General features: G+C 71.7%; 5 protein-coding genes. 3 read left to right on the forward strand and 2 right to left on the reverse strand.

Features of this window, described 5'->3' with window-relative positions:
* Positions 1–21: 21 nt before the first annotated feature.
* From ABEA26_RS16510 to ABEA26_RS16520, 3 genes are all read left to right on the forward strand, one after another.
* On the forward strand, positions 22–780 hold the full coding sequence (locus ABEA26_RS16510; protein ID WP_345593106.1) for an SDR family NAD(P)-dependent oxidoreductase: 759 nt from the start codon (positions 22–24) through the stop codon (positions 778–780).
* A 119-nt stretch (positions 781–899) separates the two neighbouring features.
* A complete protein-coding gene (locus tag ABEA26_RS16515) occupies positions 900–1,355 on the forward strand; it encodes an MDR/zinc-dependent alcohol dehydrogenase-like family protein (RefSeq protein ID WP_345593107.1) in 456 nt (151 codons plus the stop codon).
* 52 nt (positions 1,356–1,407) lie between these two features.
* On the forward strand, positions 1,408–2,505 hold the full coding sequence (locus ABEA26_RS16520; protein WP_345593110.1) for a MerR family transcriptional regulator: 1,098 nt from the start codon (positions 1,408–1,410) through the stop codon (positions 2,503–2,505).
* Positions 2,506–2,967: 462 nt separating this feature from the next.
* Here ABEA26_RS16520 and ABEA26_RS16525 read toward each other — a convergent pair whose 3' ends face one another.
* Both ABEA26_RS16525 and ABEA26_RS16530 read right to left on the reverse strand, forming a co-directional pair.
* Positions 2,968–4,356 carry a CoA transferase gene (locus ABEA26_RS16525; protein ID WP_345593108.1) on the reverse strand — a complete coding sequence of 463 codons (1,389 nt, stop codon included), beginning with the start codon at positions 4,354–4,356 and terminating at the stop codon, positions 2,968–2,970.
* Positions 4,357–4,568: 212 nt separating this feature from the next.
* The gene (locus tag ABEA26_RS16530; protein ID WP_345593112.1) at positions 4,569–6,596 is read right to left on the reverse strand and encodes a HelD family protein; all 2,028 of its coding nucleotides are present in this window, start codon (positions 6,594–6,596) and stop codon (positions 4,569–4,571) included.
* Positions 6,597–6,608 lie beyond the last annotated feature (12 nt).

The raw sequence follows: 6,608 nt of genomic DNA on the forward strand, positions 1-6,608 counted from the left end.
TCACTTGAAGGAGTCACCGAAATGAACCGCTTCACTGGCAAGACCGCCCTCGTCACCGGCGCGGGATCCGGCCTCGGCCGCGCGATCGCGCTCGCCTTCGCCGCCGAGGGCGCGTCCGTGGTCGCCGCGGGGCGCACCGCGGCCTTTCTGGACGAGACGGTCGGCCTCATCGAGGCAGCCGGTGGCACGGCCGTCTCCGTCACCGCCGATGTCACCGACTCCGGTCGGCTCCAGAACCTCGTACACGAGAGCGTCACCCGCTTCGGCGGACTGGACATCGCGGTCAACAACGCCGGGATACTCCGCGGGGCCGTACCTGTCGGCGAGGTGAGCGAGGAGGACTGGGACGCGGTGCTGCGGACCAATGTCACCGGCGTCTGGCTGGCCATGAAGCACGAGATCGCGCACATGAGGGAGAACGGCGGCGGCGCCATCGTCAACATCTCCTCCAACCTGGGCGCACACCTGCGGATCCCGAACCTCGCCGCGTACATCACCTCGAAGGCAGCGGTCTCCGCGCTGACCCGTGCCGCCGCTCTCGACCACATCCACCAGGGCATTCGCATCAACGCGGTCAGCCCGGGCGCTGCCGCCGGACCCATGTCGCTGCGGCCCGGCGAGACCGAGGCCGACCGTGCCGAGCGGGTGAAGACGGAGAACCCGCTCGGCCGGGTCGCGGAGGCCGCAGAAGTGGCGGCCGCGGTGCTCTACCTCGCCTCGTCCGCGGCCGGCGCGGTAGTGGGCACCGACCTGGTCATCGACAGCGGATCCTCGGCCTGACGGCTCGTAGGCTTCGGCGACATCCTTCCCCGGCGCCCCGCGGTCAAGGTGTGCGCCCCACGGCAGCGGGGCGTACCCCATGCGGAGGGGCCGACGGAGCCTGGGCCGAACTGCGCGCCGTGGACACCGATGTGGTGGGCACCGTCCCCGAGGGCGCCGATCTCGGCCCGATCGGCACGCTGCCGGTCGCGGCCGGCACGGCCCTGCGCGCACTGCATCGCATCGGCCCGATCCTGGGACGGCACGTCCTGGTGACCGGCGCGAGCGGCGGCACGGGCCGCTTCACCCTGCGGCTCACGGTCCGAGGCGGCGCACATGTCACCGCGCTGACCAGCGACCCGGCGAAGGCGGACGCACTGCGCGTGCTCGGCGCCCACGAGATCGTCACCGACCTGACCGCGCTCCAGCGCCTCGAGCCGGTCCACGGCGTGGTCGAACTGGTCGGCGGCGCCCACATGGTCGCCGCGCACGGCGCCCTGGCCGAGACGTGCTGGTTGCCGCAGGTCACATATCCGGCGAGGGGTGACGGCGACGCACGGGATGCCCCGACCTCCGGAGCCGACGCCGGCTCTTGACCCTCACGCTGCGTCAGGCTCCATAGTCGGTGCCGTGGAGGAACACTGGACCGTGGGACGCGTGGCCGGGCTGGCCGGCGTGAGCGTCCGCACACTGCATCACTACGACGAGATCGGGCTCGTGCGTCCGTCGGCGCGCACCGCGGCCGGGTACCGGGCCTATTCGGCGGGCGACGTGGAGCGGCTGCGGGAGGTGCTCGCCTATCGGCGCTTGGGCTTCGGGCTGCGGGAGGTCGCGGAACTGGTCGGCGACCCGTCCACCGACGCGGTCGCGCACCTGCGCCGACTGCGCGGCCTGCTGCTGGAGCGGCGTGATCGCGCCGACGCCATGGTGGCGGCCATCGACACGGAACTCGAGGCACGGGCGAAGGGACTGAAGGTGACACCGGAGGAGCAACTGGAAATGCTCGGTACACGGCTGTACGACGCGATCGGCGGCGCCTACACCGCGACACGGCGTACCGATCCGCGGATCGCCGCGCAGATCTGGGACGCGCTCGGGGACGCGCGGACGGTGCTGAACGTCGGGGCCGGCACCGGCTCCTACGAACCCGCCGATCGCGACGTGACCGCGGTGGAGCCATCGGCTGTCATGCGGGAACAGCGCCCCGCCGGCTCGGCGCCGTGCGTGGCCGCCACCGCGGAGAGCCTGCCGTTCGAGGACCGCTCCTTCGACGTCGCGATGGCCGTCTCCACCGTTCACCACTGGGAAGACCCGGCAGCGGGGCTGCGCGAGATGCGGCGCGTGGCCCGCCGCGTGGTGGTGCTCACCTTCGACACCGACGAGCCCGGATGGCAGGCCCGGTTCTGGCTCACCCGCGTCTACCTGCCCGAGTTCGCCACCGTCCTCGCGGGCTTTCCCTCGCTCGCCGGGATGGCCGACGCGATCGGTGCCCGCGCTGAGCCGGTCCCCGTCCCGTGGGACTGCGCCGACGGCCTGTTCGAGGCGTACTGGCGCCGACCGCGGGCCTATCTGGAGGAACACGTACGCCGTGCGGTGTCGGTGTGGACGAGGGTCGGACCACAGGCCGAGCAGCGGGCGGTACGAAGCCTCAGCGACGACCTCGACTCCGGCCGGTGGGCCGAGGACAACAGCCACCTCGCCGACCTCGACGCGGCAGATCTCGGCCTCCGCCTGCTCATCGCCTGAACCGCGGCGCGTCGCTCATGCCGGGCGAGGCCGCCGGGGACGCCCCGCGATGCCGTTCGAGACGGTCCGCAAGCACCTCGGTTGTCTCTCCGCCCGGGCCTGACCGCGTGGGCGGCCCGTGCGGCCGGCGTCGGTTCGCGTTGCCGCCGGCCCCCGAAGTCGCCGCCGACGGGGCCAACGCTGAACCCAGTTCTCAGACGTGACGCCGGAGCGAAGTGACTTCCGCGGCACAGGCGGCGTGGAGGGGGTGTCCCACAGCCGCCGGCCCGCCACCTCCGTCCGTACGGAGGCGACCGGCCGGGCGAGCGTCGTTCACGCCTGGCAGCAACGCACGGCGCCCGCGCAGCCACCCAGTCACGCCGGTCCGATGTGGGGCGTACTCGGTGACAAGGCGGTCCGTCTCCCGCGGCCAGGACGGTGACCGCGTGTGTGGGACGGGCGCCCCGCCCCGCGAATATCTCGTCAGGCGCCGTCCCAGACCGGGGCGTCCGTCCCCCACGGACCCGGCGGGCGCGCCCAGTTCACCGGGCACCCCTCGTACGACACCGGCGGTAGCGCGTGCCGCAGCCGGCCCATGGGGCCGGCGGTCTCGGTCAGCCAGTGCTCGGCGTCGAAACCCTGGTCCTCGCCCGGAACGGCTGCCAGATCGTGGACCAACCAGTGCGCGGTCCGCGCCAGGGACAGACGGACCAGTCGGGTGCCGCCCGAGCGGTGCTGTTCGGTGAGCGCGCGCAGCACGCCGGCCGCGAGCAGATAGCCGGTGCCGTGGTCGAGCGCTTGCGCGGGCAGCGCACCGGGCGAGTCCGGCGAACCCTCCAGCTCGGCGATGCCGGTGGCCACCTGTACCAGGCTGTCGAAGCCGCGCCGCTCGTGCCACGGCCCGTACTGGCCCCACGCGGAGAGCTGGGCGATCACGAGACCCGGACGGCGCTCGGCGAGCGCCTCGGGTGTGAGTCCGAACCGTTCCAGCGCGCCCGGCCGGTAACCGGTGACCACCACGTCCGCCTTGTTGAGCAGTCCCTCGAAGAGCCTACGGTCGGTGGCCTCTCCCAGGTCCAGGGTGGTCGAGCGCTTCCCCATTCCTGTGTCGTTGTGGGCCTCCTGACTTTCCGGCAGCTGTGGAGGGTCGATCCGCAGCACGTCGGCGCCGAGCAACGCCAGTGTTCGGGTGGCGACCGGTCCGGCCAGCACCCGGGTCAGATCCATGACACGCAGCCCTGCGCACGGTAGGGCGGCACCATCGAGCATTCGGTCCGGGGCGTCATCGACGCGCGCTGTCGTCAGCAGCGACCTTCCCGCGACCATGGACCCCTGCTCGCTCTTGGCCCAGTCCTCGGGGCCGCGTGCCGCGACGGCCAAACCTCCCGCCGCGTACACGGTCTCCTCGACCTCTGGCGCGGAAAGCCGGGCGATCGCCCGGCCCACCGCGTCCGCCTCCTGCCCGCCGGCGTCCTGCGGCACCCCGAGAGCGGCGAGCAACCGGGTCCGGTGGTGCGGGTAGTTGGCGTGCGTACGAACCCATCCATCGGTCGCCCGCCAGAACCGGGACAGCGGCGAGAAAGTCGACCACGCCTGCCCGCCGACCCGCACCAACCGGTCGCTGAGGAACGCCGTCGCGACTGCCTCGTCAGCAACCCGCACACGCGGAACGGGGTGCCTCGTGCGTACGGAAGTGAGCTCGGCCGCCGCGAGCGAGCACACTGCGACGGTGGCACGCGCCAGCTCCATGACGGGCAGCCGTGCCGGCAGCCCTCCGGACGGACCGCCGTAGGACACCCGGTCGAGCAGCGACGAATCGGCACCGAGTGCCGCCCAGGCCTGGGCGGTCCCGGAGGACGTTGAGGAATCCATACCCACACTGTGGCACTGAGTGTCACCCCCGGGAAGGGTAGTCCTGAGGCTGGGCCCTCGCCCGGCACGGTCTCGGCATCGTCTGAACGCCGTCGGCTTTGACCGGGCCGCCTGATGCCGGGCGCGGCCACGAGCGGTGAGGCGGCGAGTAGCCCCGTGCTCGCGGGCCGGTTGGCTGCACGCCGGGTGCGCCCGCCGCGGGCGCCGAGTCGTCAGGCGGGCTGGACGGCGATGGTGCAGAGGCGCTTGGTGGCCCGGGTGAGGGCTACGTACAAGTCCCTTTCCCCACCGGGGCGGGCTGTGATGATTTCCTCGGGGTTCATGACGACGACCCCGTCGAATTCCAGGCCGCGTGCTTCGGACGCCGGCACGACGCGTGCGTGGTGAGCGATGCCCTGGGCCGTCAGCTCGCTCACCCTGGTGTCCGCGCAGATCACTCCCACGAGCTCTTCCGGGTGCGCCGTGCTCTGGGCGCAAAGTTCCTGAACGACGGCCGTGACCAATCCGTCCGCAGATGTCGTCACGGTACGAGGACTCTCCCCGCTTCGCAGTGACCGCGTTGGCTTCTGGTCGGGAGCGATCCGCGTGAGCAGGTCCCGGACGCTCTCCAGGATCTCCTGCGTGGTGCGGTAGCTGACGGTCAGGTTGTGCAGTGTGAACCGCGGGCCGACGTGGGGACTCAGTGCTTCCTTCCAGTCGCTTGCTGTCGCCACCGGGCCTGCCTGAGCGAAGTCACCCACCAGCGTCATCGCTCTTGCCGGGCAGCGACGGACGATCATCCGCCACTGCATGGCGGTCAGTTCCTGTGCCTCGTCGACGACGACGTGCCCGTACGTCCGCTCGGGAGGGCCGTCGATCAGGCTCGACGCCTCGTCCAGCAACGGCATGTCGGCATCGGTCCACGGGTCGTCCGGACCGCGCAGCAGAAGGGACCGCTCCTGCGCGGTCAGGCGGGGCAGGTGCTCGGCTAGAGCGGCGGCGTCCGTCAGGAGCGCCTGCACAAGGTCACCGGGCACCAGCCGCGGCCACAACATCTCGACCGCTCGGTCGACGCCGGCGTCGTCGAGGAGACCGGCTCGGACGGCGTCCAGGTCCAGCTCGTGGACCGGGCCCGAGTCGGCCGCGCCTTCGGCACGGCGCTGGGCGGCTCCCGTGAACCGGTCGAGGTTGATGCCTGTCATCCTTTCGGCATCGGCGTCGATCTGCTCCAGGAGGTCGCCCATGTCTCGGCGCACCGCGTCGGTGACGGCGTCGGCCAGGAGCTCTTTGAACACCTGGCGCGCGGAGTTGTGCCCCGGTGCGCCCGCCACGGCGGCGTCACGTGCCGTGGCGACCTCCGCGCCGGAGAGGTGAACCCGTTCCTGTCCGACCCGCACGGTGAAGTCACCGACAGGGGCCTGGTGGACGCGCAGCAGGCCGGCCAAGGCGTCGGCGAGGTCGGAGCTGCCCTTGAGACGCGCCGTGTCGAACGGGTCCACCGTGTTGGTGGACACTCCGGCCAGTTCGCGGCAGGTCGCCAGAACGACGTCGTTCTCCCCGAGCGAGGGAAGGACCTGGGAGATGTAGTCGAGGAACCGGGCGTTCGGGCCCACCACCAGGACACCCTCCTTGGCGGCGCGCGGGAACGCGTACAGGACATAGGCCGCCCGGTGCAGGGCGACCACCGTCTTGCCGGTGCCGGGCCCGCCCTGCACCACCGTCACCCCGCGGTGGGCGGAGCGGACGATCTCGTCCTGCTCGGCCTGCAGCGTCGCGACGGCCGCCTTCATCCTGCCCGTACGCCGCGCCGACAGAGCCTCGCTCAACGGGCCGTCCCCCACGACGTCCTCGTCGGTCGGGGCGGTCCCGTCCAGCAGTTCGTCGCTCACCGAGACGACCGTGCGTTCCTCGAGGCGCAGGTGCCGGCGCCGCCGCAGGTCCATCGGGTGGACCGGTGTCGCCTCGTAGAAGGGCCGCGCGGCGTTCGCACGCCAGTCCACGAGCAGAGGCAGGTCGTTTTCCTCCGTATGCAGTCCTATCCGCCCGATGCGCAGGGCCGTGCCGTCCGTCCAGTCGATGCGCCCGAACACCAGTCCCTTTTCGGCGCCCTCCAGCCGGCCGATTTCCTTGGCCAGACGCTCGGCGGCGATTTCCCTCTCGTATGCCTCACTGGCGGTTTCCGCCGGGGTCTTCAGCACACTCGCTCGGTGTACCCGCACCTCGGAAAGCCGCTCGGTGAGCAGCTCATACAAGGAGGACACATAATCCCGCTC

The sequence above is a fragment of the Streptomyces marokkonensis genome, assembly GCF_039539045.1.
GTDB lineage: Bacteria > Actinomycetota > Actinomycetes > Streptomycetales > Streptomycetaceae > Streptomyces > Streptomyces marokkonensis.